The organism is Burkholderia sp. Tr-20355 (assembly GCF_017104685.1).
Lineage (GTDB): Bacteria > Pseudomonadota > Gammaproteobacteria > Burkholderiales > Burkholderiaceae > Burkholderia > Burkholderia seminalis.
On the sequence record NZ_JAAGPK010000128.1, the window covers coordinates 1 to 23,915 of the forward strand.

The window sequence follows — 23,915 nt, forward strand, 5'->3', positions numbered from 1 at the left end:
TTCGTCTATGCGACCGCCGCGGCGCGCAGCCGCCGCGCCGAGCGCGTGCTGATCCCGCTGCTCGACGTGCTGCAGTCGGTGCCGATCCTCGGCTACCTGTCGTTTACCGTGCCGTTCTTCCTGGCGCGAAGCCGTCGCGCTGCATCGCTGGGGCGACGCGAACGCGACCGTCGAGATTGCCGGCACGACCGCGGGGCTGCCGAGTACGGCGGTGTTCGAGCGTCACCTGTATCGCGCGGCGGACGGGCAATGGCTCGCGGATGCGACGTCGCGCGGTCGCGGCTTCTGGCTGCGCGCATTCATCGCGGTGCAGCCGCTGCATTTCGCGCAATACGACTGGGTCGGTGCGGCGGGCGGTGTGCTGCGCGCGCTTCATTTCCTGATGGGGCTTGCTGCGTGCGTGTTGTGCGCGACGGGCTTGCATCTGTGGATCGAGCGGCGGCGCGCGCAGCGCGATCGCTCGGCAAACGTGCTGGCCGCCGTCGCGGTGGGCGCATGCGGCGGGCTCGTGCTCGCGGGCGGTGTCCTGCTGTTTGCCGGGCGCGCGTTGCCCGACGGCGTGCACGTCGACCATGCGCTCGCGATGCTGTTCTGGGCCGTGTGGGCCGGTGCGATTGCGGTCGCGGCCCGGGCGGCCGATCGGGCGGCATGGCTGCGCGTGCTGATGCGTGCGGCCGGCGCCGCTTACGGGCTGGCCGGCGCGACGCATTGCGCACTCGCGCTGCTGGGCGCGGGCGCACCCGTGTACGGGTGGATCGACGCGGCACTCGTCGTATTCGGCGTGTTGCTGCTGCGTGCCGCCCGCCGTCCGCGGCGCGATGCGATGCCGGCCGCACGCGTGCCGGCCGGCGTCGAACCTTTTTAACCTCATGCAACTGGAGACTTCGATGCGCGATCTGCTCGAACATCGCCGCCTGGTCATCACGATCACGCTGCTTTACCTGTCGCAGGGCATCCCGATCGGTATTGCGATGGATGCGATGCCGACACTGCTGCGCCACGACGGCGCGCCGCTTCACGCACTCGCGTTCCTGCCGCTCGTCGGGTTGCCGTGGGTCGTGAAATTCCTGTGGGCGCCCGTCGTCGACAACCGCTGGTCGCCACGCCTCGGGCGGCGGCGCAGCTGGATGCTGCCGATGCAGACCCTCGTCGTGGTGTGTCTCGGCTGCCTCGCGCAGATCGGGATGACGTTCGCGACGGCCGGCTGGGCGGTCGGCCTGCTGGCCGTCGCGTCGCTTGCCAGCGCAACGCAGGACATCGCGAACGACGGCATGGCCGCCGAGCATTTCAGCGGCGACACGCTCGCGAGGATCAACGCGATCCAGATTGCCGGCGTGATGATCGGCTTCTTCGGCGGCGGCGCCGGCACACTGACGCTGATCGGCCTGTTCGGCCAGCCGGCCGCGTTTCTCGCGCTGGCGGCCGTGCCGCTCGCCAGCCTGGTCTGCGTGCTGTGGGTGCTGCCGCGCGATGCGGACCGTGCGCGGGCGCGGCCGGCACACGACGCGAGCCTCGTGCGTTTCGCGAAGCGGCCGCGTTCGTGGTCGCTGCTGTCGCTCGCGCTGCTGTCGGCGATGACGGCCGTATCGGGCTTCGGCCTGTCGAAGCTGTTTCTCAACGACGCGGGCTGGACGCTCGACGCGATCGGCAAACTCGGGATGGCGGGCGGCGTCGTGACGGTCGTGCTCGGTTGCGGCGGCGGCGCGTGGCTCGTGAGGCGGCTCGGGGTATGGCGTGCGTTCACGGCCGGCGTGAGCTGCGCGGGCGCGGCGGCGTTGCTGTGGTTCGCGCAGGCGAGCGGATGGCTACCGGTGTCGCCGTCGTGGGCGTGGCTGTGCACGGTGCTCGGCTCGCTGGCGACGGGGATCACGTCGGTGTCGATCATGACGGCCGGCATGCGCTTCGCGGGCGGCAGCGACCAGGCTGGTACCGACGTGACGGCCGTGCAGAGCACGCGTGATCTCGGCGAGTTGATCGCGTCGTCGACGATCCTGTCGCTGACCGCGAAGGTCGGTTATACGGGCGGGTTTCTCACGGGTGTCGGGCTGGCGGTGCTGGCCGCGTTGATCGCGATGACGCTGCGGCGGCGGGAGGCAGCGCATGCGGCGAAGGGGAGCGATGTGCTGGCGTCGTGACGGCGGCGCGGTCCGGCGCGCGCCGGTCGCGCTGCGTCACCTCAGCCGCGCGTCAACCGTCGCGCCGCCAGCAGCGCGAGCGCGAGCAGCACCGCGACATACGCGGCGACGCTCGCCCACGCGCCGTGTTGCCAGAACGTCCCGCCGATCGAGCCGAGCACGCTCGACCCGACGTAGTAGGCCAGCAGATAGAGCGAGGCCGCATGCCCCTTCGCGGCCCCCGCGAGGTTGCCGACCCAGCCGCTCGCGACCGAGTGGGCGACGAAGAAGCCGATCGTGACGAGCACGATGCCGACGACGATCGCGACGAGCGAGTGCGACAGCGTCAGCGCGAGGCCCGCCGCGAAGACGACGATGCCGCTGACGAGCACCGGGGCCCGCCCGAGGCGGTCGGCGAGCGCGCCGGCGCTCGACGATGACACCATCCCGAACAGGTAGGCGCCGAAGATCAGTCCGCAGGCGGTCGGGCTCAGGTTGAACGGCGCGGCCATGAGCCGGAACCCGGCGTAGTTGTAGATCGTCACGAACGCGCCCATCACCAGGAAACCGATCGCGAACACGAACGGCAGACGCACGTGACGCAGTTGCGCGTGCCACAGCCGGACGTGATGGCGCAGCGTCAGGTCGGTGCGCTTCACGAAGCGGCGCGACGTCGGCAGCAGCATCACGAAGGCGATCGCCGCAAGCAGGTCGACGACGCCGATCGTCAGCATCGCCGTGCGCCACGAGAAGTGCTCCTCGAGCGCGCTCATGCCGATCCGTCCGATCATGCCGCCGAACGCGGTCCCGCCGACGTAGAGGCCCATCGAGAAGCCGAGCCCGTCGGCGGCGATTTCTTCCGCGAGATAGGCCATCGCAACCGCCGGCACGCCGCCGAGCGCGAAGCCTTCGAGCGCGCGCCAGAGCAGCAGCAGGTTCCAGTTCGGCGACAGCGCGGCCAGCAGGTTGAACAGCGCGGCCAGCGTCATCGACGCGAACATCAGCCCGCGCCGTCCGACGCGTTCGGACAGTGCGCCGGCGCACAGGATCGACACCGCGAGCATCCCGGTCGACAGCGACAGCGAGAGCGAACTCGACGCCGCGCCGAGGTTGAATTCGCGGGCGAACGCGGGAAGCAGCGGCTGCACGCAGTACAGCAGCGAGAAGGTGGAAAAGCCGGCGAGAAAGAGCGCGAGCGCGATGCGCTTGTACGCGGCCGAGCGCGGGGACACGCCGGCCGGCAGGGCATCGGGCGCGGCTTGCTGCGGGCCGGGCATGGAGCGGGAAATCGAGGGGGCGGACATGGATGCACTCGATGTGCGACGGGAATGCACGAATTCTTGCGCATCGTCATGTATATGTCCAATATATGAAAAGAACCGCAGCGATATGTTTTAACACTGGCTTGAAGGCCGCCTCGACTTCCCGCAAGGTCGCTCACGAATGGAACTCCGGCATCTCCGATACTTTCTGGCCGTCGCGGCCACGTCGAATTTCACGAAGGCCGCCGACCTGCTCGGCATCGGTCAGCCGCCGTTGAGCCAGCAGATCAAGGCGCTCGAAAGCGAACTCGGCGTGGAGCTGTTCAAGCGGACCGCGCGTGGCGCCGGGCTGACGCTGGCAGGCGAGGTCTTCGCGGAAGAGGCGCGACGCGTGCTCGACGATGCCGAGCGCGCGGCACGCGCGGCCAGGCGTGCCGCGCGCGGCGAAACCGGCCATCTGCGGGTCGGTTTCACCGGGACGGCGGCGTTCAACCCGAAAGTGTCGGATCTGATTCGCCGCTTTCGGGAGGCGTTTCCGGATGCGGAGTTGACGTTGCAGGAAGCGACGTCGGGTGTCCTGCTCGAGGCACTGGATGCCGGGCGCCTCGACGTGGCGATCGTGCGGCCGGTGCGGCGCGTCGCCGCGACGTTGCGCGCCGCCGACTGGGACGAGGAGCCGATGTTCGTCGCGCTGCCCGTCGCGCATCGGCTGGCGCCGCGCCGGCGTATCGATCTGGCGGAACTGGCCGACGAGTCGTTCGTGCAGGTGCCGCGGGAGGCCGGCAGCGCGTTGTTCGACGACATCGTCGCCGCGTGCAAGGCCGCCGGATTCGAGCCGCGCATGGCGCAGCCGGCGCCGCAGATGGCATCCGCGGTGACGCTGGTGGCGGCCGGGCTCGGCGTATCGGTCGTGCCGAAGGCGATCACGCAGGTGCAGGTGCCCGGGGTCGTGTACCGGCCGTTCGCGGGTAACGGGCTGCGCGCCAGGCTGGCCATCGTGTCGCGATGCGACGAGCCGTCGGCGGTGGTGCGGAATTTTCTGCGGCTGGCGTAGCCGAAAACGAAAAACCCGCGAAGCCATCTGCTGTCGCGGGTTTCGGAAAATACGCGGAAAACGTTGAAGCTGCATTTGGTGCCGACGGCGAGACTCGAACTCGCACAGCTTTCGCCACTACCCCCTCAAGATAGCGTGTCTACCAATTTCACCACGTCGGCACTGCAAGGGGCGCAATTCTAACGTCACATTGCGCGTTTGTGAAGGGGCCGTGACAACGTCATGATTTTGCACGGCAGCGATCCCGGTAGAATTCGTCGGATCGGTCTGGCGACCGTCGCAACCGCAACCCGTTTTCACCCGTGACCCACACCCTCGAACAACTGCAGGCCGGACAACTGTCGGGCGCACGGCAACTCAAGCTCGCATGCGGGTTGACCGAATTTCCGCGCGAGATCCTCGATCTGGCCGACACGCTCGAAGTGCTCGACCTGACCGGCAATGCGCTGTCCGCGTTGCCGGACGACCTGCCGCGGCTGCATCGCCTGCGCATCCTGTTTGCATCCGGCAACCGCTTCACCGCGTTCCCCGACGTGCTCGGCGCGTGCGGGCAACTCGACATGATCGGCTTCAAGGCGAACCGGATTCGCACGGTGCCGCGCGGCGCACTGCCGCGCGCGCTGCGCTGGCTGATCCTCACCGACAACGCGATCGACGCGCTGCCGGCCGACATCGGCGACTGTTCGCGGTTGCAGAAGCTCATGCTCGCGGGCAATCGGCTGCGCGCGCTGCCGGCCGAAATGGCCGCATGCCGCGCGCTCGAACTGGTGCGCCTGTCGGCGAACCGGCTGGAGGCGTTGCCCGACTGGCTGCTGCGCCTGCCGCGTCTCGCGTGGCTCGCCACGGCCGGCAATCCGTTCAGTGCGGCGCCGGAGGCGGCGGCGTCGGCGGGGCCGGACGTCGCCGAGATCGACTGGGCGTCGCTGTCGTGTGAACGGAAGCTGGGCGAGGGCGCATCGGGCGTCATTTACCGCGCGCAGTGGCGTGTGGACGACCACCCGTCGCGTGCGGTCGCGGTCAAGCTGTTCAAGGGCGCGGTGACGAGCGACGGCCTGCCCGATTGCGAAATGGCCGCGTGCCTGCACGCCGGCCGCCACCCGGACCTGATCCCGGTGATCGGCAAGGTGAGCGGGCATCCGGACGGCACGCACGGCCTCGTGATGGAATTGGTCGATCCCGCGCTCGGGAATCTCGCCGGGCCGCCGAGCTTCGCTTCCTGCACGCGCGACGTGTATGCGGCCGACGCGCGCTTCGCGCCGGCCGAAGCGGTGCGGATCGCGCACGGCATCGCGTCGGTCGCGGGCCATCTGCATGCGCGCGGCATCATGCATGGCGACCTGTATGCGCACAACATCCTGCACGACGGGGCAGGCGGCGCGTTGCTGGGCGATTTCGGCGCGGCGTCGCTCTACGACGTGAACGACCGCACGCGTGGCGGCAGGTTCGAGCGGCTCGAAGTGCGCGCGTTCGGCTATCTGCTCGGCGAGTTGCTCGAGCGATGCGAGTCGCGCTCGGATGCCCTCGATGCCCTCGCGGCGGCCTGCCTGAATGAGGATATCGACGCCCGCCCGTCGTTCGGCGAGATTGCCGCGGCGCTCGCCGCGCACATGCGCTGACGCGCTTGCCCGCTTACGCCTGCCGTGCGGTCAGCAGCTTGATCCCGAGCCCGACGAACAGCAGCCCGCTGGCGCGCTTGAGCGCACGTGCTGCGCGACGCATGCCGAAATCGCGATGGAATCGGCGCACGCCGGCCGAATAGACGCTGTGAACGATCACGACGGTGCAGGCGATCGTCGCGTACATCACGACGAACTGCAGCGCGAGCGGGCGATCGTGCACGACGAACTGCGGCATGAATGCCGACAGGAAGACCATCGTCTTCGGATTGCTGCCCGATACGAACAGCGCTTCGCGAAACAGCTTCGCGCGGTCGGGCATGGCGCTTTGCGCGGCGCCGCCCGACGCGGCGGCCATGCGGTCGCCGCGCAGTTGCCGCACACCCAGAACCATCAGGTAGGCGGCGCCGACGACCTTCATCGCGACGAACAGCGGCGGCATCGCGGCCAGTACGGCGCCGACGCCGAGCGCGACGAGCAGCACGACCACACCCTGCGCGACGAGATTGCCCGCGATCGTCGCGGCGGTGCCGTGCGTGCCGTAGCGCACCGTGTTGCGGATCACGAGCAGCACGTTCGGCCCGGGCGACAGTGTCGTGGCGAGATAGGCTGCGGCAAACAGCATCCAGGTCTGAAGGGCCATGCGTTGCTCCGGGTGACGGTTCCGGCGGACGGGATGCAGCGATGGTGCCACGCCAATAATGGCGCGGGCCGCCGCCGGAACCGTGCGGGCGCGGCGCGTCAGTGCGTGTCGCGCATGCAGTACGCGGGAATCGACGGCGGCGTGTCGATTGCGGCGGGCCGCGTCATCCACGCGATCCACGCGGCCCACAACCCGCAGACGATCAGTACGGCGAGATTCAGCGGCGTCCGGTAGCGGACGATCCGGCCGGCCAGCGGCAGGCGGTCTTTCATGTGCGTCTCCTTCGATCGGGATACCGGGTGCGTTACTGGCCGGCGTAGGTCGGCGCCTTCGCGTCGCAGGTGACCGACACCGTCGAGCCGTCCGCGAAATGCAGCCGGAACGGCACCTTCGAACCGGGCGCGACGGCCTTGCGCGGTTCCTCCAGCATCACGTGATAGCTCTTCGGCTTGAAGGTCAGCGAGCCGTGCGCGGGGACGACGACCGAGTCGACATGAACCATCTTCGCGGTGCTGCCGTTCGTCTGCGTTTCATGCACCATCGCCATCCCGTATGCGGGGCTGTCGATGCCTGTCAGCGTGGCGGGCGTGTCGCCGTCGTTCTTCAGCGTCAAGTAGCCGGACGACGGCACCGTCGCCGGCATCGCGCGGATCCAGCACGCATCGGCCTGCACGGCCGGCGCGGCGAACGAGGCGGGCGCTTGCAGCGCGAACACGGCAACGAGCAGGGCGGTCGGAATCGGGTGTTTCATCGTTTGTTCTCCTGATGGGGGGGGCCGGGGCAGTGTGTGCGTTACTTCAGCGTGAACGTGTAGCGGCCTTGCGTGCGATGGCCGTCGCTTGCCACCGCGACCCACGCGACCGTGTACGCGCCGGCCGTCAGGCTGGCGAGGGCGACGTGCATCCGTTTCCGGTTGCCGGCGTCGACGGCCGATTTCCCGTCGGTGACCGATTGACCATGGCCGTCGGTGACGGCGATCGAACTGAAGGCCGGTTCGAGCGCTTCGCTGAAATCGATCGTGACGGCGTGCGGCGCGGCCGACAGCGTGGCGTCGGCGGCCGGGACCTGCTTCTTCGGGATGGCGTGCGCATGGGCAGCCTGGATGACGACGAAGCCGAGCGCGGCGAGTGCGCCGCGAAAGAGCGTGGCGGTATGCATGAGGGTGAGCGTCCTTCGAAACGTGACATGTCACGCACGCGAGCGGCGTGCGCGGACCACGCGATGCGCGATGGCATCACGTGCAACGACAGCGGATCAGGACGTGAATGGCGGGGCGCGCGGCTGCGCGGCCGTGAGCGGCAGCGCGCGGCGCAGGCTTTCGAAGCGGGTGGCCGCGCGATGCTGGATCACGCGTACGTGGGCCGCGAACGTCAGTTCGGGGGCGGGCAGCGCGGGGGTATGGGCAAGCAGGCTGCAATAGCCGCATGCCTGGAGATGCGCGTGGAGGCTGGTCGACGGATCGGACGCGTGGCCGCCGGCGGCCGGCGCGGCCGTGCAGTAGCCGGCCAGCAGCGCGTCGACACGCCCTTGCGTGGTGAGCGCCTGCGAGATCGTCGGCGCGAGCGCCGTCATCAGGATGGCGAGCATCCCGATCAGACTGCCGATCTTCCGGAGGCGACGACTCAGCATGCGATGCGCGGCGGCGTATGGACGACGATGGAGCGGATTATGCCACGCACGCCGGTGCGCGGGACGGCGGCGGCATGCGGCGAAGCGGCGCGCTACGCGTGCTTCGCCAGGTATTTCGTGATCAGCATCATCTGCGCGGCCCAGCCTTGGTCGTTCATCTCGCGCGTTTTCGCGCGGCGCGCTTCGATCAACTGGTCGAAACCCGTTTCGGTGACCGTGAGCAGCGTGCCGCCGGCCTGGGCGGCGAGCGTGAACGTGACGAGCGTCATCGGCTCGGACGCGTAATCGAAATGCGGGTCGATCGCGAACGGATGCCAGCGAAACGAGAACAGTTGCTGCGGCTCGATGCGATCGACGACGATTTCGAACACAGTGCCCGCATAGGGTTCCTGTGCCCTGGCGACGTCGTCGTCGACGCGCGTCGGCGTGATGCGGCCGAACAGCGGCTGGTCGGCCGCGAACGGCCCGTCGAACGCGACGCCGAACCACTGGCCGAATTCGCCGGAATTGCTGACGGCTTCCCACACGCGGTCGGGCGAGGCCGCGAGCTGGACTTGTTTCTCGATGCGATCGGTTGACTGGGTCATCGCGTTCTCCACGCAGGATCGGGCGTTGCAGGACGGCGCGCGTGGCCGCACGCCGCGTCTAGTCGAGCATGGCCGCGTCGGGCACGTCGAGCACGAGGTCCGACGTCGCGACGGCCACGCACGGCAGCGTATAGCCGTCGGCCTTTTCCTCGCGGCTCAGGCCCGGCCATTCGATCGTGTAGCGTACGCTGCCGCTGACGATCCGGCAAAGGCAGCTTCGGCACGTGCCGTTGCGGCACGAGCGCGGCAGCGACACGCGCGCGAACGCGGCGGCCTCGAGCAGCGTCAGCGAATCGGGCGCGTCGAAGGTCGCGCCGAGCGGCTCGATGCGCACGAGGGGCGGGTGGTCTGGATCGGTCATGACTGAAGCGGGCGGCGGTCGGCGGCAACGCGCCAAGCATACCCGAACCGGCCGGCGGGCAGCGTCCGCCGGCCGTGGGCGTCAATGCCGCCGCAGGTAGCGGTACACGGTATTGCGCGCGAGGCCGAGCTCGCGCGCGGCGGCCGATACGTTGCCGCCGTGCCGCGCAAGCACGGCGTCGATCACCGCGGCCTGGCGGCTTTGCAGCGTCGTGCCTTCGTGCGTGCCGGCCGGCACGGTCGGCGTGGCCGGCGTGGCGGCAGCGGGCGCGGCCGATGCATCGTCGCAGTCGAGCCAGAAATCGTCGGGCAAATGCGCGAGCGCGATTTCGGCTTCGTCTTCGGCGAGCATGCCGGCCGTGCGCAGCACGTTGGTCATCTGCCGCAGGTTGCCGGGCCAGCGGTGGCGCTTGAACGCATCGAGCACGTCGGCCGCGATGCGGCGCGGCATCGGTTCGCTGCGCGCCAGCCGCGCGAGAATCCGGTCGACCAGGACCGGCAGGTCGGTGCGCGCGGCCAGCGCCGGCAGCGTGACCGCGAGGCCGTTGATCCGGTAGAACAAATCTTCGCGGAACGTGCCGTCCGCGATCATCGCGCGCAGGTCGCGATGGGTCGCGCAAACCACGCGCACGTCGACCGGTACCGCGCGCGCGCCGCCGAGCGGCATCACCGCCCGCTCCTGCAGCACGCGCATCAGCCGCACCTGCTGCGCGAGCGGCATGTCGCCGATCTCGTCGAGAAACAGCGTGCCGCCGTCGGCCTGCGCGATCTTGCCGGGGCTGCCGCGCTTGCGCGCGCCCGTGAACGCGCCGTCTTCATAGCCGAACAGCTCGGCCTCGATCAGCGAATCGGGCAGCGCCGCGCAGTTGACCGCGACGAACGGGCCGTCCGCGCGCGGCGACGCCTGGTGCAGCGCGCGGGCGAGCCATTCCTTGCCGGTGCCGGTCTGGCCGAGGATCAGCAGCGGCAGGTCGCGCCCGCGGATCTTCGCGACGCGTTCGAGCACGGCGGCCATGCGTGCGTCGCCGGTGTCGAGCGTCGCGAACGTGATCGCGTCGGGGTCCGGCGCGCGTACGCGCGCGGCCGGCGCGGGCGGCGTGACGGCGACGGCCGTCTTCTGCGCGTCCGGGAATTCGCAGCGGGCGAGCACGCGCACGCCCGTCGACAGCGTCAGGCGGAACGTGGCGCCCGGCGCGCGGGCGGCCTGCTGCGCGAGCTGCGCGAAGCGCATGCCGAACAACGCGTCGCTGGCCTGATGTTGCAGTGCGTCGAACGACGCGCCGAGCTGGAATTGCGCGCTGCGGTTCGCGGCGATCAGCCCGCCGTCGGGGCCGAACGCGACGAGCCCGGCGAACAGCGAATCGACGCAATCCTCGTGCGCGTGAAAGCGCAGCCGCAGCGCTTCGCCGCACTGGTTCGCGAACAGGTGGTTCTCGATCAGCTGCGCGGACATCCGCACCAGCGCGAGCGTATGCGGGCTGGAGCCGCGCGGGTCGCCACTGACGTCGAGCGTGCCGAGCGTGCGGCCGAACGGATCGACGATCGGCGCGCACGAGCAGGTGAGGATGTGGTTCGCGCGCAGGAAGTGTTCGGAACCGTGCACGACGACGGCCTGGCCCGACGCGAGCGCGGTTCCGATCGCATTGGTGCCGCGCGCGCCTTCGGCCCACGACACGCCGGTGCGCAGCGCGACGCGGTTGGCTTTTTCGATGAAGTCGGCGTCGCCGATGCTGTGCAGGATCACGCCGTCGGCGTCGGTCAGCAGCACGAGGCTTTGCGTCTCGGCGATCTGCGCGTGGAGGTCTTCCATCACCGGGCGCGCGTGCGAGAACAGCGTGTGATTCGTGTCGAGCAGTTCGCGCAGCGCGATACGCGACAGCGGCGTGAAATCCGGGCGTTCGTGCGCGCGCAGGCCGACCGCGGTCGAACGCGCATGCGCCTGCGCGAGCAGGTCGGTGCGACCCGCGGTGACGGGCAGCACGAAGGGTTGCGGCATGACTTGTCTCCTGTTCCCGGGGCAGCCCGGGCCGACCGAATCGGAACCGGCGGCGGAGTGCGTCTCCGCTCGCGGTGCACCATCCGGCGCAACAGCCGTCCGTCCGGGTACGCATCATCATACAAGCGCCACGTGCGATGCGCGACCGGGAACAAAATCTCCTTGCTTTCAGGCGCCCGCCTGCAATGATGGAAATGGAGCACGCACGCGCCGTGTTCCGCATTGCAACATGCATGCGACGCGACATGCATCCGTTCGGGAGACGCATCATGGTTCGGACGGAACTGAGAGTCGTGCTGGCGGCCATCGCCACGTTCATCATGCTGGGCGGCATCGCCGTGGCGATCCACGGATTGCTGTTCGATCTGGCCGATGCGGTCCAATACGGGGCGGCCGCGATTGCGGTGGGCGTCACGACCGCCGCGATCGCGCTCAACGTCTGGCCTACCGATCCGCACTGAAGCCCGTTTCCGAAACGGTGCCCGATGCCGTGCTGATCTGAGGAATGGCGCGTCGGAACGACGCATGCGGGAAAATTTGTCTCCTGCGCGAAACCGTCTAAAGTGGAAAGCAACCGGCATGCGTCGACCGCCCCATCCCCCGCGGTCGTGGCCTCCGCCGGCGAGCCCGCGTACATTTCGTCCGGCCGGTGGCGGACGACGGACGCGGTCATTCGTTTTCTACCGGTCGAGGCGGCTCCCATGCAGATTCATTTCACGAACGAGAAGCCCGAGTATTCGGGGCGCGACCTGATGCTTGCGTTCACGGCACTGGTCAATGGCGAGCGCGTCCAATGTCAGATCACCGCCGAGGCGCTGGAAGACCACTTCGGTGCGGCATCGCCGCGCTTCGAGGACATGGTCGGCGCATTCGACCAGCACCGCGACCGTATCGAGGCGGCTGCGCGGCGCCTGCTGTCGGAGACGCGCGCGCAATGCGTGACGCTGCGCAGCGGTTACGTGCGCTTCTACGAGGCCAACTGGCGCTGACGACACGACGCTCGTCTCGCGGCGCGCGCGATCAAGCGCGGCGCACGCGAAGACGTTGCCATGCAATGCCGTTCGGCGGGCCGGGCGGCATTTTCGTATGCGGGCGCCACCGGTTGTCCGGCGCATATGTACGGCACGGTGCGTCGACGCGCCGGGATCGCGCAAGGAGTCGTGCGAAAGTGCGAAAACAAGAACGCCACCCGAAGGTGGCGTTTTTTCATCCGCGGCGCGGCGTGTCGCTTACTCGCTGCCGAGATAGAAGAAGCGGAACAGGAACACGGCCGCGATGATCCAGACGATCGGCTTGACCGTGCGCGCCTGGCCCGTCAGCAGCTTGAGGCCGCCGTACGCGATGAAGCCGAACGCGACGCCGTTCGCGATCGAGTACGTGAACGGCATCAGCAGCGCGGTCAGCGCGGCCGGCACGGCTTCCGTCGCATCGTCCCACGGCACCTCGACCATCTCGCGCAGCATCAGGCACGACACGTACAGCAGCGCCGGCGCCGTTGCGTAGGCCGGCACGACGCCGGCGAGCGGTGCGATGAACAGGCACGCGAGGAACAGCACCGCGACGGTGATGGCCGTCACGCCCGTGCGGCCGCCGGCCTGCACGCCCGATGCGCTTTCGATGTACGCGGTGGTCGACGACGTGCCGAGCACCGAGCCCGCGACGATCGCGGTGCTGTCGGCGAGCAGCGCCTTGTTCAGGCGGTTCATCTTGCCTTCGACGAGCAGGCCCGCGCGGTTCGCGACACCCATCAGCGTGCCCGTTGCGTCGAACAGCTCGACGAGGAAGAACACGAGGATCACGTTGATGATCCCGGTCGACAGCGCGGCGCCGATGTCCAGCTTGAACAGCGTCGCATCGATCGACGGCGGCGCGGAGAACACGCCGTGGAACTGGTTGCCGGCGAAGAAGAACGACAGGACCGTGACGCCGATGATGCCGATCAGGATCGCGCCGCGCACGCGCAGGTGGTCGAGCGTGACGATCGTGAAGAAGCCGACGATCGCGAGGATCGTCTCATGCTTGTGCAGGTCGCCGAGCGTGACGAGCGTGGCCGGGTTGCCGACGATCACGCCCGACGTCTTCAGCGAGATGATGCCGAGGAACAGGCCGATGCCGGCGGTGATCGAGATCCGCAGCGATTTCGGAATGCCGTTGACGATCGCCTCGCGCACGCGGAACAGCGTGACGAGCAGGAACAGGCAGCCGGAGATGAACACCGCGCCGAGCGCGGCCTGCCAGGTGAAGCCCATCCCCTTGACGACCGTGTAGGCGAAATACGCGTTCAGGCCCATGCCGGGCGCGCACGCGATCGGGTAGTTCGCGTACAGCCCCATGATGATCGATGCCAGCGCCGCGACGAGGCAGGTCGCGACGAACACGGATTCCTTCGGCATGCCGGCGTCGCCGAGGATCGCGGGGTTGACGAAGATGATGTAGGCCATCGTCAGGAACGTGGTGACGCCCGCGAGTATTTCGGTGCGGAAGTCGGTGCCGGCTTCAGCGAAGCCGAAATACCGCTTGATGGATTCCATGAAGGCGTTTCTCCGGTCGGGTTGTCGTGTTGATTGTTGTGCCGAATTGTTGTGCAGGCAGCGCGCGGCGGGCTTAATGTAACCAGCCACTATTTCCTGGCTATCGGCGGATTGTAATAGCGCGGATAGCTCGGACGATATAGTTGGAGGGCACGATCGGTTGCCTGCGCGCGAACGGTCTGGCAGCCCGGCCGCGCGACGAAGGCGCGCATTTTACCGGTTCGCGCGGCACGGGCCGGCAGAAATGGCGGAAACGGTGGAAACGATGGCAGGCGGGCAGGCGAAACCGGCCGATGCGTGTGCAACGGCGCGGCGGCCGCATCGCGCGTGGCGGATGCGCGACGACCGGCGACGCAAACGGCGCGCCCGCATGCTGCACGAACACGGTGCAGGCGGCCCCGGCGCGCGGCCGGTGCGGATGCACGACGGCGGCGTGCGGCGGGCATTCGTCAGCCCAGGCGGTGGCAAGTATCGGGCTATGCTGCGCCGAAGCCGTCCCGTCCGCAACTGTCATTTCGCGATGCGGGGGCGACTGTGGTTTCTGTGTAAAAGATTGCAAGACCCCATCGCGTAAACCGGCAAGTCTTTCTAGGATAGATACACCGCGCATGCACACGCCGGCCGGTAATTGCCGACGCGGGGGAGTCGCAGTCCGTGCAGGCCAGGCGGTGAATGGCGGTCAAGGCCGTTGCGCGTTCGGGCAGGCACGGCCGATTGCGATTGCCCGATGCGGGTTCGTCCGTAATCACGGAGGTCAGCATGTTGAACTGGATCAGCCGTTGGGCGATGCGACACGCCCCCACGCCGGAAAAAACCGCTGCGTCGATGCTCGTGACGGCGCGCATGGAACTGTTCGCAGCCGAACAGCGCGTCATCGATGCGAAATTACAAGCGGATTACTGGCGCACACGTGTGTCATTCCTCGAAGAGGTGCAGAAGCAGGGCATCGATCCGTGGGTGACCTCGCAGGCAGCGCAACGTCCCGACGTCGATTCCACTCCCCGGAGCACGGGCCCGCGTCTCGCCGCCAGCACCTGATGCACGCACTGCATCCGGTTGTTGTGCACGGCGTGCGATCGCTCGCGGCCCGCACTCGCGGGCCGCGACATTCGATGCGCACCCGCGGCGCATTGCGCCGCGGGTGCGTCCGTTTCCGGCCGCGGCCGTTCCGCGTCCCGCGTGCGTGACCGCACGTCGCTCATCCGCTTCTTCTCCCTATCCCGACGAGCCAACGTTGCACTTGCGCGAGCATGCGCCTCAAGCGCTCGCCGCGCCGCACGTACGCGGTCGTGATCGTCGCTTCGGCCGACCGGTCGCCATCGGTGCCGAGCCAGATGCGCTCGCCGCGCGCGATGCGCAGCACGTCGCCGGGCCGCACCCAAAAATCGTCGACGTCCGGCGGGCGCGTGACCCACAGCGCCGCGCCCTGCGTGCGGAGCTCCGCATCCCGCGGCGCACGCCAGGTCATCGTCGTGCGCGGGGCGACCGCGAAACGGATCACGACGGTCGGTAACGCGATCGTGCCGGTGCGGCGCCGATCGGGACGGTCGAACAACGGGCTTGCCTGGTCCATCGTCTTCTCCATTCAGTGAGCCGGACGGATGACGCGCACCAGAACAAAAAGGCCTCATCCGTTTCCGGTGAGGCCTCGTGTGACATGCGGTACTGCTCGATTGCTAACGCACAAGCGCCTCCCGTGAATCATTCTTTCGAATGTTCATCGAGCAATGAATCGCGACGGCGATGAGCTTGAACGTAGGCATGCGAACGATTTTGTTGTCGGGCCGCGGTGTTGTCAACGACTATTTTCGGGATATGCGACGGTGAGCCGATGGCGCGCGTGCGCGGTGTTTCATGAGGTCGAGGCGAGCCCGGATCGCACGCGCGACGATGCATGCGTCACGCGCGACTTCGATGTCTCCCGCCCAGCATGCGGCGCATTCGTGCGAGCGCACGCGCGGGCCACGCGTCGCGTTTCATCACGTACGCGGTCGTGATCGACGCCGCGGCGGGCCGCTCGTCGTCGGTGCTGATCCAGATGCGATCGCCGCGCCGCAGGCGCAGCACGTCGCCGGTTCGTATCCAGTAATCGTCGAGGCAGCCCAGCCGCGTGATCCACAGCGTCGCGTCGTGTGCGCGGACCTCGGCATCGTGCTGCGCGCGCCATGCCAGCGTCGTGCGCGGCGCGACCGTGAAGTGCAACTCGACTCTCGGCAACGCGATCGTATCGGTGCGGCAGCGATCGCGGCAAACAACCAGCAGGCTTGCTTGGTCCATCGTCATCTCCATCCGTTGAGCCGGACAGGATGACGCGCACCAAAACAAAAAGGCCTCATCCGAATCCGGCGAGGCCTTGTGACATGCGTAACTGAATCGCGATGCTAATGCACAAGCGCCTCCGGTGCTCGCCACGTATGGGCGTTCACTCGATTTTCATGCGCGATGGCGATGGGCTTGAGCATAGGCATGCGAACGAGTGTGTCGTGGCAGCGCGGCAATGTCAACGGAAATTTCGAGATACGTGGCGGTCACGCGTCGCGTTGCGCGAGGCCGTTCACGAGCAGCTCGGACAGCAGGCCCGTCATCCCTTCCGGGTGCGTGGCCGCACGTGCCTTCAGCTGCTCGACGAGTTCGGCGTTGAGCTTGCACGCGAACGGCACGAGGCCCTGTTCCTGGTCGAGCTTGCGCTGCGCGCGGCGGTCGAGCTTGGCCGCGTCGTCTGCGCCCTTGCCGAAACGCGCGGAGTTCGACTGCTTCATCGCGTGCGTCAGCTTGAGCGCCTTGTTCTTTTCGAGATCGGTTTTCTTCATGGCCATCGCGGCACCTCCGGGAAATTGAAGCCGCGATTGTACGCATTTCGGCGCGCGCCGCCCGCCGAACCGGCCGGAAACCCGGTTACGCGCCCTTCGCCGTGCCCCAGTTGCCGCCGTGCGCGGCCGCCTGCGCGGCCGGCGAGCGCGCGAGATACGCGAGCGCCTGCTCGGTCGACCCTTCGTGGTGCGGCGTATAGCCGGGCTTGAAATAACGTAGCGCCGCGCCGATCACCTTCCAGAACGACGGCAGGTGCCCGCGCCGCGAACCCTGCCACCACGCGAGCACGAAGCCCGGGTAGCGGCCGGCGTCCGGGTCGCGCCGGTACATGAACTTCGCGCCGGTCGTGATGTAGTAGAGCAGCAGCACGATCACGAACGCCATGTGCACGCAGCGCTCCGGATAGGTGCCGCCCAGGTGCCGGTAGATGTCGAACGCGACGGTGCGGTGCTCGACTTCCTCGGCGCCGTGCCAGCGCAGCAGGTCGACCATCGTCGGGTCGGCACGGCCTTCGTCGAGACCGTGCGCGTTGAGCACCCAGTTGCCGAGATAACCGAAGAAGTGCTCCAGCGACGCGATCACGGCCAGCTGCTGCCGCAGCCAGAAACGCGTGTGGCCGATCTTCAGCCCGAGCGGTTGTTCGCCGAGCACGCGCGTGAACAGCCGGTTGAGCTTCTGCGTGAACGGCTTCGTGTCGATCCCGTGCCGGTCGTAGTAGTGCTTCAGCACGCCGCCGTGCGAGCGCGAATGCACGGCTTCCTGGCGCAGGAAACCTTCGGCCTCGTCGCGCAGGCGCGCATCGGTGATCAGCGGCAGCGCCTTGTTGTACACGCGGCAGAACCACAGCTCGCCTTCCGGGAACAGCAGGTTCAGCGTGTTGATGATGTGCGTGCTGCCCGGATCGTTCGGCACCCAGGTGACCGGCGTGTCGCTGAAGTCGAATTTCACGTGCCGGGCCTTGATCTTGTGGTAGTCGGCGGTATCGGTCATGTTGTCTCCCTGTGCGGCGTCATGCGCCGTCAATGCGATGCCATGCTGACGCGGGCGATCATCCGGCCGAGCCACGGCAGGAAGCGGCCGACGAAACGCATCGCATGCGCCTCGCCGCCGACCGCGACGACGGGGCGGTTGCGCAGCACGCCGTCGACCATCGCCTGTGCGACGGTTTCCGGTTTCAGGCCGCGCATCTGGTAGAGCTTCGTCGCGCGCTTGCGCAGCCGCGCTTCGTCCTGGGCATTGGCGCCCGCGTATTGCGTCGACGCCATGATTCCGGTCTCCGCGAAACCCGGGCACACGGCCGTCACGCCGATGCCTTGCTCCGCGAGTTCCGCGCGCATGCACTCGCTGAGCATCAGCACCGCGGCCTTCGTCGTCGCATACGCGGGCAGGTCGCGCGACGGCCCGAACGCGGCGGCCGACGCGGTATTGACGATGTGCCCGCCGGTGCCGCGCGCGGCCATCTGCCGCGCGAACAGCCGCGAGCCGTGGATCACGCCCCACAGGTTCACGTGCAGGATGCGCTCCCAGTGCCGCGCGCTCGTGTCGAGGATGCCGCCGGCCATGCCGATGCCGGCGTTGTTGATCACGACGTCCGCGCCGCCGAGTTCGCTGCCGACCCACGCCGCGAGCGCTTCCATCTCGTCGGCGGACCCGACGTCGACGCGTTTCGCATGCGCGTGCGCGCCGGTCAGCCCGAGCAGCAGCGCGGTGCGTTCGGCGCTGGCGAGATCGATGTCGCATGCGACGACCGTCGCGCCTTCGCGGGCGAACGCGAGCGCCGCGCAGCGGCCGATGCCGCTGCCCGCGCCGGTGACGACCGCGACCTTGCCGCTGAAACGGCCGCTGGTGGCGCGGCGGCGCGCGTTCGCGAGCGCGGGCGGCTCGGTGCCCGATTCGACCGCGTCGATCAGTTGCCCGGCGAGATCCGCGAAGCGCGCGGGATCGGCGAGCGGCAGCCAGTGGCCGGCCGCGACTTCGCGGCGGTAGTACTGCGGCACCCAGCGCGACAGGTTCTCCGACAGCGCGGGGCTCACGTACTTGTCGCCGAGCGGCACGATCGTCTGCACGGGGGCATGCGCATAGCGTTCGCGCGGCGCGAACAGGCAGCGGATGAAGTTCGCGCGATAGAGGCGCACGCCGCGCGCGCCGTCGTCGGCCTGCGTCGGGCGCGGCATCGCCGGCGTCTTCTCGAGCCGGCGCAGCAGGCGCGGCCACGCGCGGCCGAGCCACAGCCGCCAGCCGAGTTCGGGGACGAACGGCAGATGGAACAGGTACACGTACCACGAGCGCACGAGCTGGCCGCCGAGTTTGCCGAGCGACGCGGGCGTCGGGCGCAGCACGCGTTCGCGCAGCCAGAAGCCGACGTGGTCGAGGCACGGCCCCGAGCACGACGTGTACGACGCGATGCGGCCGGCGAGGCGCGGATCGGTGACGAATTCCCAACCCTGGATCGAGCCCCAGTCGTGCGCGATCAGGTGCACCGCGCGGCCGGGGCAGAGCGCGTCGATCACCGCGACGAAGTCGTCGGTCAGCTTCGCGAGGTGATAGTCGGCCATGCGCTTCGGCGCGCCGGACAGGCCCGCGCCGCGCACGTCGTACGCGATCACGTAGTGCTTGCGCGCGAGCAGCGGCGCGACGTGCCGCCAGACGCTGCTGTCGTCGGGATAGCCGTGCACGAGCACGACCGGCGAGCGGGCCGGGTCGCCCCAGGTCCTGACCGCGAGCGTCAGGTCGCCGGAGGCGACCGCCGTCTCGCTGTGAACCGATTCGAACAGGGCCAGCGGCGCTTCGTCGGAAAGAGGCTGCATCGTGAGTCCGTCGTTCAGGGAGTCGGAGGGGCGCCGCGTCAGGCGGCGGCCGGCACGGTCGAAACGGCCTGCGCGCGTTCGGCCTGGCGGCGCTGCCAGCGGCGCACGTGCGGCAAGTCGTCGTCGAGCCAGTACGCGTCGTCGTCCGTGATCACGAGCAGTTCCTCGAATTTCGCGCCGACGCCGGCGAAGCCGAGATGCGGCTCGACGGCCCACAGGCCCGGCACCGGCGCATGCTCGGAGCGGCGGTCGATCGACCACAGCGGCGACCAGCCCTGCTGCTTCGCCGCGCGGCCCTGGTCGAGCAGCAGGTTGCGCGTCGCGTTCAGCCCGAAGCGCGCGACGAAGCGCGGCTTCGACAGCTTGTGGATCTTCGCGACGCGATGCGCGAGCACCTTGAACGGATAGGCCTTGTGGCGCGGCTCGACGCCCTGGCGGCGGCACAGCGCGTCGACTTCCTGCGCGACCTCGGCCATCGGACGGCGCGCCTTCACGAGCCGCACGATCATGTCGCGATGGTCCATCAGGTCGTCCTGCAGCTGTTCGAGGATCGGGTTGTGGCCGAGGCAGTGCGCGTAGCCGACGTCGGCGACGATGCCGTCGAGCACCGGCGCGACGTCGAGGATCACCGGCATGTCGGTTTCGAGCTGGCGATTGCTCGGGAAGAACGCGAGATTGAAGCCGCCCATGTGCTTGAGGCCGGAGAAGCCTTCGAACGCGGTGCGGTCGCCGAACCACGCGAACGGCTTGTGCAGCCAGTCGTGCACGCCGTTGTCCTGCAGCCATTCGGTCAGCAGGCGCGCGGCTTCCTTTTCGGTGATGCCGGGGTAGAGCATCGCGCCGACGGTTTCGACGCAGCGGTACGCGAGCTGCTGGACCGCGCGGAATTGCGGCAGCTCGTCGAGGTGGACTTCCGGCAGCGGATGGTGATCGGCCATGGTGCGTCTCCGTGTGGGCGCTGATCCGGAACGCGCCCGCCGGCGTCGCCGTCGCGGGTTATTCAGTCAGCATTTAATGTGTCATTGATCGATGTAAAGATCATAGACGGTTCCGGGGCGACGGACGTGGGGATTTGTCCTAATGGAGACGCGGAATGGAGGGCCTCCTCTAGAACGGAACGCGGCGACGCGCCGCGCCGGATCGCGTCTTGTCAGGGCTGACGGATGACGGTTTTCGCGGTTGTCGTGCCTGCCGTTCCCTGCGCGTCGGGATCGGCGTCGCGGCAGCGGGTGTCACGAGCGGTTCCGCCGCCAGCCGCGCATGTCGTGCTGGATCAACTCTCCGTCGTGTCGCGGCGCGACGCTGTCAAATTGCCGAAATAATTTCGTCACATCATTCGCCCCCGATTCGAAGCCGTCCCGGCTTTGCGGTGGCGGTGCGCCGCGCAGCGCCCGGGGGCAGCGGCCGAAGCCGATTCGACATTTCCAGTAGAGAGACCATGCAACGCCGCCAGTTCATGAACACCCTTGCCGCAGCGACCGCTGCGTCGTCGCTGATGCTCAAGGCCGGCACGGCCCGCGCGAAGAGCGGGATCGCGCCGGACGCGCTGGACCCGGGCCGCTGGTCGCCGTTCAACGCCGCGCGCCTGCAGGCGGTGCTCGACCAGCACGGCGTCGCGAGCGCCCGCTACGACGGAAAGCGCCGCCCGTATGCGGTGTTCGACTGGGACAACACGTGCATCATGAACGACTGCGAAGAGGCGTTGCTGATGTACCAGATCAACCATCTGCAGTACAAGCTGACGCCGGACGAATTCGTCGGCGTGATGTGGAAGGATGTGCCGAAGGGCGTGTTCATGAAGGACTACACGACCGTCGACGGCAAGCCGGTGACGATGGAGGATCTCGCCGCCGACGTCGAATCCGATTACCGCTGGCTCCATGCGAACTACAAGGGTTTCGGCGGCGACAAGAGCCTCGACGAGATTCGCGAGACCGACCAGTTCAAGGATTTCCGCGCGAAGCTGTACTTCATGTACGACGCGATCTGCGACACGCATCCGCTCGAAGTCGGCTACAAGTGGATCATCTATTTCTACAAGAACATGACGACCGCCGAGCTGCAGGCGATGGCGGAAGCGTCGAACAACTACGGCATCGGCGACGCGCTGCGCAAGGTCCGCTACGAAAGCCCGAAAACGCTGCCGGGCAAGGCAGGCGTGGTGGCCGACACGCATTTCCACGGCATCCGCATTCACGAGGAAATCCGCGCGGTGATGCATACGCTGCGCGCGAACGGCATCGACGTGTACGTCAGCACGGCGTCGCTCGACGACGTCGTGCGCGTGTTCGCCGGCAATCCGAACTATGGCTACGGCGTGGCGCCCGAGAACGTGATCGGCCTGCGTCTCGACATGCAGGACGGCCAGTACACGAGTACCTATCCGGCCGGCTGGCACTTCAACTGGGGGCCCGGCAAGACGGTGGGCATCCGCAACGTCCTCGCGTCGAAGAAGGGCTACGGCCCGCTGCTGGTGTTCGGCGACAGCGACGGCGACGCGTGGATGCTGCGCGACTTCAAGGACACCGCGGCCGGCGTGATCGTGAACCGGATGAAGAAGGGCGAGATCGGCGCGGACAGCAAGCTCGCGGCCGAGCAGATCGGCAAGCCGGACGCGCGCTTCCTGCTGCAGGGGCGCGACGAACACACGGGCCTGATGATCCCGGACGAGAAGTCGATCAAGTACGGCAAGTCCGATCGCAAGCTGCTGGCCTGACGCGGGCCGGGCGTCGGGCCGCCGGGCCCGGCGCCGCCCGGGTGCCGGCCGCGGCGTCGCGCGGGCCGCGCCGCCTGCGTTTCAGCGCTCGCGCGGCGCGCCCAGGCGGTCCAGCCACGCCCCCAGCAGATCGATCGGCAACGGAAACACGATCGTCGAGTTCTTGTCCGCCGCGATCGTCGTGAGCGTCTGCAGATAGCGCAGCTGCATCGCCTGCGGCTGCAATGCAAGCCGTTGCGCGGCCTGCAGCAGCTTCTCCGACGCCTGCAGTTCGCCTTCCGCGTGAATCACCTTCGCGCGCCGCTCGCGCTCGGCTTCGGCCTGCCGCGCGATCGCGCGGATCATCGTCTCGTTCAGGTCGACATGCTTGATCTCGACCGTCGACACCTTGATTCCCCACGCATCGGTCTGCGCGTCGAGCGTCTTCTGGATATCGGCGTTCAGCTGCTCGCGCTCGGCGAGCAGCGCATCGAGTTCGTGCTTGCCGAGCACCGCGCGCAGCGTCGTCTGCGCGAGCTGGCTCGTCGCCTCGAAGAAGCGCGCGACCTGGATCACGGCCTTCTCCGGGTCGACGACGCGGAAATACACGACCGCGTTGACCTTCACCGACACGTTGTCGCGCGTGATCACGTCCTGCGGGGGCACGTCGAACACGACGGTGCGCAGGTCGATCCGCACGACCTGCTGGACGATCGGGATGATCAGCACGAGCCCCGGCCCCTTCACTTTCCAGAACCGGCCGAGCATGAACACGACGCCGCGTTCGTACTCGCGGAAGATGCGGATGGACGACGCGACGAGGACGACGACGAAGACGATCAGGACGCCGCTGAAGCCGAACGTGTAGCCGATCATGAAGGTTCTCCCTGGTGATGGGGCGGCGCAGGCATGTCGTAGAGCGGCGCGACGGTCAGCGTCAGCCCCTGGCGGCCGGTGACGCGCACGCGGCAGCCGGCGGCCAGCGGCGCGCTGCTCGCCACGCGCCGGCGCTCGCCATGCACGCGCGCCCAGCCCGCCGCGGACGGCGCGGTGCCGGCCGCGCCATGCGGCTGGTCCGGATGAAGGCCGTCGTCGAGCACTTCGCCGACGCTGCCGAGCATCGCCTCGGCGCCCGTCACGACCGGCCGCCGCCGCGCGCGCAGCGCGACGCTCGACACGCCCGCGACGAACAGCCCGCCGCCGAGCGCGAGGCTCGCGATCACGGGCCACGGGATGCCGTAGCCGGGCACGTCGGTGTCGATCAGCATCAGCGCGCCGATCGTGAACGACACGATTCCGCCGAAGCCGAGCACGCCGAAGGTCGGCAGGAACGCCTCGGCGACGAGGCAACCGAGGCCGAGCAGCACGAGGCCGAGGCCCGCATAGCTGATCGGCAGCAACTGCATCGCGAACAGCCCGACCAGCAGGCAGATCGTGCCGGCGACGCCCGGCAGCACGAAGCCGGGGTTCGCGAACTCGAAGAACAGGCCGTAGATGCCGATCGTCAGCAGGATCAGCGCGACGTTCGGATCGGCGATGATCGCAAGGAAGCGGCTGCGCCAGTCGGGTTCGACGACGACGAGCGGCGCATGCGCGGTCGCGAGCCGCACCGTGCCGGCGGGGGTCGTCGCGCCGTGGCCGTCGAGCTGGCGCGCGAGATCGGCCGGATCCTGCGCGATCAGGTCGACCACGTGCTGCGTGCGCGCCTCGTTCGCCGACAGGCTGACGGCTTCGCGCACCGCGCGCTCGGCCCATTCGGCATTGCGCCCGCGCAGCTGCGCGAGGCCGCGGATGTAGGCGGAGGCGTCCT

26 protein-coding genes, 1 tRNA gene and 1 pseudogene are annotated in these 23,915 nt (G+C 68.5%); 8 read left to right on the plus strand and 20 right to left on the minus strand.

The genetic code is table 11. The features are described from left to right. Positions 1–186 (minus strand): hypothetical protein (locus G3N62_RS25535; protein WP_206141335.1); only part of this gene is annotated, 186 nt, incomplete at its 3' end. Between G3N62_RS25535 and G3N62_RS25540 the strand changes: the two are divergent. Beyond that, positions 128–865: pseudogene (locus tag G3N62_RS25540) on the plus strand (PepSY-associated TM helix domain-containing protein); the annotation flags it as partial. The gene G3N62_RS25535 and the pseudogene G3N62_RS25540 sit on opposite strands and share 59 nt — an antisense overlap. 22 nt (positions 866–887) lie before the next feature. Next, positions 888–2,135: a RhtX/FptX family siderophore transporter gene (locus G3N62_RS25545; protein ID WP_124669656.1), complete on the plus strand. Its 1,248-nt coding sequence runs from the start codon at positions 888–890 to the stop codon at positions 2,133–2,135. A 41-nt stretch (positions 2,136–2,176) separates the two neighbouring features. On the opposite strand, the gene G3N62_RS25550 is transcribed toward G3N62_RS25545, so the two are convergent. Next, positions 2,177–3,418: an MFS transporter gene (locus G3N62_RS25550; protein ID WP_059556858.1), complete on the minus strand. Its 1,242-nt coding sequence runs from the start codon at positions 3,416–3,418 to the stop codon at positions 2,177–2,179. 139 nt (positions 3,419–3,557) lie between these two features. On the opposite strand from G3N62_RS25550, the gene G3N62_RS25555 reads away from it, so the two are divergent. After that, entirely contained in the window at positions 3,558–4,430 is an 873-nt protein-coding gene (locus tag G3N62_RS25555; RefSeq protein ID WP_034186182.1) for a LysR family transcriptional regulator, read from the plus strand. A gap of 76 nt (positions 4,431–4,506) precedes the next feature. Here G3N62_RS25555 and G3N62_RS25560 read toward each other — a convergent pair. Then, positions 4,507–4,591: transfer RNA gene (locus tag G3N62_RS25560), tRNA-Leu, on the minus strand. A gap of 141 nt (positions 4,592–4,732) precedes the next feature. Between G3N62_RS25560 and G3N62_RS25565 the strand changes: the two genes are divergently transcribed. Beyond that, positions 4,733–6,046 (plus strand): leucine-rich repeat-containing protein kinase family protein, encoded by a 1,314-nt coding sequence (locus G3N62_RS25565; protein ID WP_124669657.1) that lies wholly within the window; start codon positions 4,733–4,735, stop codon positions 6,044–6,046. A gap of 13 nt (positions 6,047–6,059) precedes the next feature. Here the strand turns inward: G3N62_RS25565 and G3N62_RS25570 are convergent, their stop codons facing one another. The 8 genes from G3N62_RS25570 to G3N62_RS25605 all read right to left on the minus strand — a co-directional run bounded on the left by G3N62_RS25570 (position 6,060) and on the right by G3N62_RS25605 (position 11,261). Further along, positions 6,060–6,689 (minus strand): LysE family translocator, encoded by a 630-nt coding sequence (locus tag G3N62_RS25570; protein WP_034186184.1) that lies wholly within the window; start codon positions 6,687–6,689, stop codon positions 6,060–6,062. Between the two features lie 98 nt (positions 6,690–6,787). Continuing rightward, a complete protein-coding gene (locus G3N62_RS25575) occupies positions 6,788–6,961 on the minus strand; it encodes a hypothetical protein (protein ID WP_167361905.1) in 174 nt (57 codons plus the stop codon). A gap of 32 nt (positions 6,962–6,993) precedes the next feature. Then, entirely contained in the window at positions 6,994–7,440 is a 447-nt protein-coding gene (locus G3N62_RS25580; RefSeq protein WP_034186185.1) for a copper chaperone PCu(A)C, read from the minus strand. Positions 7,441–7,481: 41 nt separating this feature from the next. Next, positions 7,482–7,847: a copper homeostasis periplasmic binding protein CopC gene (gene copC / locus G3N62_RS25585; protein WP_034186186.1), complete on the minus strand. Its 366-nt coding sequence runs from the start codon at positions 7,845–7,847 to the stop codon at positions 7,482–7,484. Between the two features lie 96 nt (positions 7,848–7,943). Then, positions 7,944–8,318 (minus strand): DUF2946 domain-containing protein, encoded by a 375-nt coding sequence (locus G3N62_RS25590; protein WP_049031262.1) that lies wholly within the window; start codon positions 8,316–8,318, stop codon positions 7,944–7,946. A gap of 92 nt (positions 8,319–8,410) precedes the next feature. Continuing rightward, positions 8,411–8,905, minus strand: coding sequence for an SRPBCC family protein (locus G3N62_RS25595; protein ID WP_124669658.1), 495 nt, complete (start codon positions 8,903–8,905; stop codon positions 8,411–8,413). 58 nt (positions 8,906–8,963) lie between these two features. Further along, complete coding sequence (locus G3N62_RS25600; protein WP_049031263.1) at positions 8,964–9,266, minus strand: 2Fe-2S iron-sulfur cluster-binding protein; 303 nt, start codon at positions 9,264–9,266, stop codon at positions 8,964–8,966. A gap of 81 nt (positions 9,267–9,347) precedes the next feature. Continuing rightward, positions 9,348–11,261 (minus strand): sigma-54-dependent Fis family transcriptional regulator, encoded by a 1,914-nt coding sequence (locus G3N62_RS25605; protein WP_034186188.1) that lies wholly within the window; start codon positions 11,259–11,261, stop codon positions 9,348–9,350. 185 nt (positions 11,262–11,446) lie between these two features. Between G3N62_RS25605 and G3N62_RS25610 the strand changes: the two genes are divergently transcribed. Further along, positions 11,447–11,722 (plus strand): DUF2964 family protein, encoded by a 276-nt coding sequence (locus tag G3N62_RS25610; protein WP_226103934.1) that lies wholly within the window; start codon positions 11,447–11,449, stop codon positions 11,720–11,722. Between the two features lie 240 nt (positions 11,723–11,962). Beyond that, positions 11,963–12,250 (plus strand): DUF1488 domain-containing protein, encoded by a 288-nt coding sequence (locus G3N62_RS25615; protein ID WP_011354308.1) that lies wholly within the window; start codon positions 11,963–11,965, stop codon positions 12,248–12,250. Between the two features lie 240 nt (positions 12,251–12,490). Here the strand turns inward: G3N62_RS25615 and G3N62_RS25620 are convergent, their stop codons facing one another. Then, positions 12,491–13,792, minus strand: a complete 1,302-nt coding sequence (locus G3N62_RS25620; RefSeq protein WP_034186189.1) for an NCS2 family permease — start codon at positions 13,790–13,792, stop codon at positions 12,491–12,493. Between the two features lie 759 nt (positions 13,793–14,551). Here G3N62_RS25620 and G3N62_RS25625 point away from each other — a divergent pair. Continuing rightward, the gene (locus tag G3N62_RS25625; protein WP_034186190.1) at positions 14,552–14,830 is read left to right on the plus strand and encodes a hypothetical protein; all 279 of its coding nucleotides are present in this window, start codon (positions 14,552–14,554) and stop codon (positions 14,828–14,830) included. Between the two features lie 160 nt (positions 14,831–14,990). Here G3N62_RS25625 and G3N62_RS25630 read toward each other — a convergent pair whose 3' ends face one another. The 6 genes from G3N62_RS25630 to G3N62_RS25655 form a co-directional block, all read right to left on the minus strand. Next, positions 14,991–15,365, minus strand: coding sequence for a DUF2917 domain-containing protein (locus G3N62_RS25630; protein WP_034186226.1), 375 nt, complete (start codon positions 15,363–15,365; stop codon positions 14,991–14,993). A 326-nt stretch (positions 15,366–15,691) separates the two neighbouring features. After that, positions 15,692–16,069, minus strand: a complete 378-nt coding sequence (locus tag G3N62_RS25635; protein ID WP_049035205.1) for a DUF2917 domain-containing protein — start codon at positions 16,067–16,069, stop codon at positions 15,692–15,694. Positions 16,070–16,320: 251 nt separating this feature from the next. Next, the gene (locus G3N62_RS25640; protein ID WP_034186191.1) at positions 16,321–16,608 is read right to left on the minus strand and encodes a hypothetical protein; all 288 of its coding nucleotides are present in this window, start codon (positions 16,606–16,608) and stop codon (positions 16,321–16,323) included. 79 nt (positions 16,609–16,687) lie between these two features. Next, a complete protein-coding gene (locus G3N62_RS25645) occupies positions 16,688–17,593 on the minus strand; it encodes a metal-dependent hydrolase (RefSeq protein WP_034186192.1) in 906 nt (301 codons plus the stop codon). Between the two features lie 29 nt (positions 17,594–17,622). Further along, entirely contained in the window at positions 17,623–19,410 is a 1,788-nt protein-coding gene (locus G3N62_RS25650) for an SDR family oxidoreductase (RefSeq protein ID WP_124669659.1), read from the minus strand. A 38-nt stretch (positions 19,411–19,448) separates the two neighbouring features. Then, the gene (locus tag G3N62_RS25655) at positions 19,449–20,348 is read right to left on the minus strand and encodes a M24 family metallopeptidase (protein WP_034186194.1); all 900 of its coding nucleotides are present in this window, start codon (positions 20,346–20,348) and stop codon (positions 19,449–19,451) included. A 500-nt stretch (positions 20,349–20,848) separates the two neighbouring features. Here G3N62_RS25655 and G3N62_RS25660 point away from each other — a divergent pair, with 500 nt between their 5' ends. Next, the gene (locus G3N62_RS25660) at positions 20,849–22,126 is read left to right on the plus strand and encodes a haloacid dehalogenase-like hydrolase (RefSeq protein WP_124669660.1); all 1,278 of its coding nucleotides are present in this window, start codon (positions 20,849–20,851) and stop codon (positions 22,124–22,126) included. An 81-nt stretch (positions 22,127–22,207) separates the two neighbouring features. Here G3N62_RS25660 and G3N62_RS25665 read toward each other — a convergent pair whose 3' ends face one another. Further along, positions 22,208–22,981 (minus strand): slipin family protein, encoded by a 774-nt coding sequence (locus G3N62_RS25665; RefSeq protein WP_034186196.1) that lies wholly within the window; start codon positions 22,979–22,981, stop codon positions 22,208–22,210. Then, on the minus strand, positions 22,978–23,915 hold a 938-nt coding region (locus tag G3N62_RS25670; RefSeq protein ID WP_206141336.1), incomplete at its 5' end, for a nodulation protein NfeD. The genes G3N62_RS25670 and G3N62_RS25665, both read right to left, overlap by 4 nt.

Excerpts from the sequence above, each read along its gene's own strand:
- G3N62_RS25550 (WP_059556858.1), bottom strand. The coding sequence starts at position 3,418 with ATGTCCGCCCCCTCGATTTCCCGCTCCATGCCCGGCCCGCAGCAAGCC.
- G3N62_RS25660 (WP_124669660.1), top strand. The coding sequence starts at position 20,849 with ATGCAACGCCGCCAGTTCATGAACACCCTTGCCGCAGCGACCGCTGCG.
- G3N62_RS25605 (WP_034186188.1), bottom strand. The coding sequence starts at position 11,261 with ATGCCGCAACCCTTCGTGCTGCCCGTCACCGCGGGTCGCACCGACCTG.
- G3N62_RS25665 (WP_034186196.1), bottom strand. The coding sequence starts at position 22,981 with ATGATCGGCTACACGTTCGGCTTCAGCGGCGTCCTGATCGTCTTCGTC.
- G3N62_RS25650 (WP_124669659.1), bottom strand. The coding sequence starts at position 19,410 with ATGCAGCCTCTTTCCGACGAAGCGCCGCTGGCCCTGTTCGAATCGGTT.
- G3N62_RS25590 (WP_049031262.1), bottom strand. The coding sequence starts at position 8,318 with ATGCTGAGTCGTCGCCTCCGGAAGATCGGCAGTCTGATCGGGATGCTC.
- copC (WP_034186186.1), bottom strand. The coding sequence starts at position 7,847 with ATGCATACCGCCACGCTCTTTCGCGGCGCACTCGCCGCGCTCGGCTTC.
- G3N62_RS25575 (WP_167361905.1), bottom strand. The coding sequence starts at position 6,961 with ATGAAAGACCGCCTGCCGCTGGCCGGCCGGATCGTCCGCTACCGGACG.
- G3N62_RS25620 (WP_034186189.1), bottom strand. The coding sequence starts at position 13,792 with ATGGAATCCATCAAGCGGTATTTCGGCTTCGCTGAAGCCGGCACCGAC.
- G3N62_RS25655 (WP_034186194.1), bottom strand. The coding sequence starts at position 20,348 with ATGGCCGATCACCATCCGCTGCCGGAAGTCCACCTCGACGAGCTGCCG.
- G3N62_RS25635 (WP_049035205.1), bottom strand. The coding sequence starts at position 16,069 with ATGGACCAAGCAAGCCTGCTGGTTGTTTGCCGCGATCGCTGCCGCACC.
- G3N62_RS25570 (WP_034186184.1), bottom strand. The coding sequence starts at position 6,689 with ATGGCCCTTCAGACCTGGATGCTGTTTGCCGCAGCCTATCTCGCCACG.
- G3N62_RS25545 (WP_124669656.1), top strand. The coding sequence starts at position 888 with ATGCGCGATCTGCTCGAACATCGCCGCCTGGTCATCACGATCACGCTG.
- G3N62_RS25580 (WP_034186185.1), bottom strand. The coding sequence starts at position 7,440 with ATGAAACACCCGATTCCGACCGCCCTGCTCGTTGCCGTGTTCGCGCTG.
- G3N62_RS25645 (WP_034186192.1), bottom strand. The coding sequence starts at position 17,593 with ATGACCGATACCGCCGACTACCACAAGATCAAGGCCCGGCACGTGAAA.
- G3N62_RS25600 (WP_049031263.1), bottom strand. The coding sequence starts at position 9,266 with ATGACCGATCCAGACCACCCGCCCCTCGTGCGCATCGAGCCGCTCGGC.
- G3N62_RS25640 (WP_034186191.1), bottom strand. The coding sequence starts at position 16,608 with ATGGCCATGAAGAAAACCGATCTCGAAAAGAACAAGGCGCTCAAGCTG.
- G3N62_RS25625 (WP_034186190.1), top strand. The coding sequence starts at position 14,552 with ATGTTGAACTGGATCAGCCGTTGGGCGATGCGACACGCCCCCACGCCG.
- G3N62_RS25555 (WP_034186182.1), top strand. The coding sequence starts at position 3,558 with ATGGAACTCCGGCATCTCCGATACTTTCTGGCCGTCGCGGCCACGTCG.
- G3N62_RS25630 (WP_034186226.1), bottom strand. The coding sequence starts at position 15,365 with ATGGACCAGGCAAGCCCGTTGTTCGACCGTCCCGATCGGCGCCGCACC.
- G3N62_RS25595 (WP_124669658.1), bottom strand. The coding sequence starts at position 8,905 with ATGACCCAGTCAACCGATCGCATCGAGAAACAAGTCCAGCTCGCGGCC.
- G3N62_RS25610 (WP_226103934.1), top strand. The coding sequence starts at position 11,447 with ATGATGGAAATGGAGCACGCACGCGCCGTGTTCCGCATTGCAACATGC.
- G3N62_RS25615 (WP_011354308.1), top strand. The coding sequence starts at position 11,963 with ATGCAGATTCATTTCACGAACGAGAAGCCCGAGTATTCGGGGCGCGAC.